General features: G+C 40.7%; 1 protein-coding gene. It reads left to right on the forward strand.

Translation table 11 applies throughout. From position 1 onward, the window contains the following. Positions 1-388: Ig domain-containing protein (locus tag CD113_RS05800; protein ID WP_206167415.1), on the forward strand; the 388-nt coding region annotated here is incomplete at both ends.

Here is a 388-nt window from a genome sequence, read left to right on the forward strand (position 1 = left end):
AAAGCTATTGATGATCAAACAAGAGAAGTGAACACACCAATCGACAATATCGTTATCGATAGTCAAGATAACAGTGGTCAACCAGTGACAAATAGTGTAAGTGGTTTACCAGCAGGTGTAACGTTTGATGAAAGTACAAACACAATCAGTGGAAGTCCAACAACAGTAGGTACGTATCCAGTGACTGTGACAACAACAGATGCCGAAGGAAACACAACAGAGACGCAATTCACGATTACAGTGGTGGATACAACAGCACCAACGGTGAAAGCCATTGATGATCAAACAAAAGAAGTGAACACACCAATCGACAATATCGTTATCGATAGTCAAGATAACAGTGGTCAACCAGTGACAAATAGTGTGAGTGACTTACCAGAAGGTGTAA

The organism is Staphylococcus simiae (assembly GCF_002902085.1).
Lineage (GTDB): Bacteria > Bacillota > Bacilli > Staphylococcales > Staphylococcaceae > Staphylococcus > Staphylococcus simiae.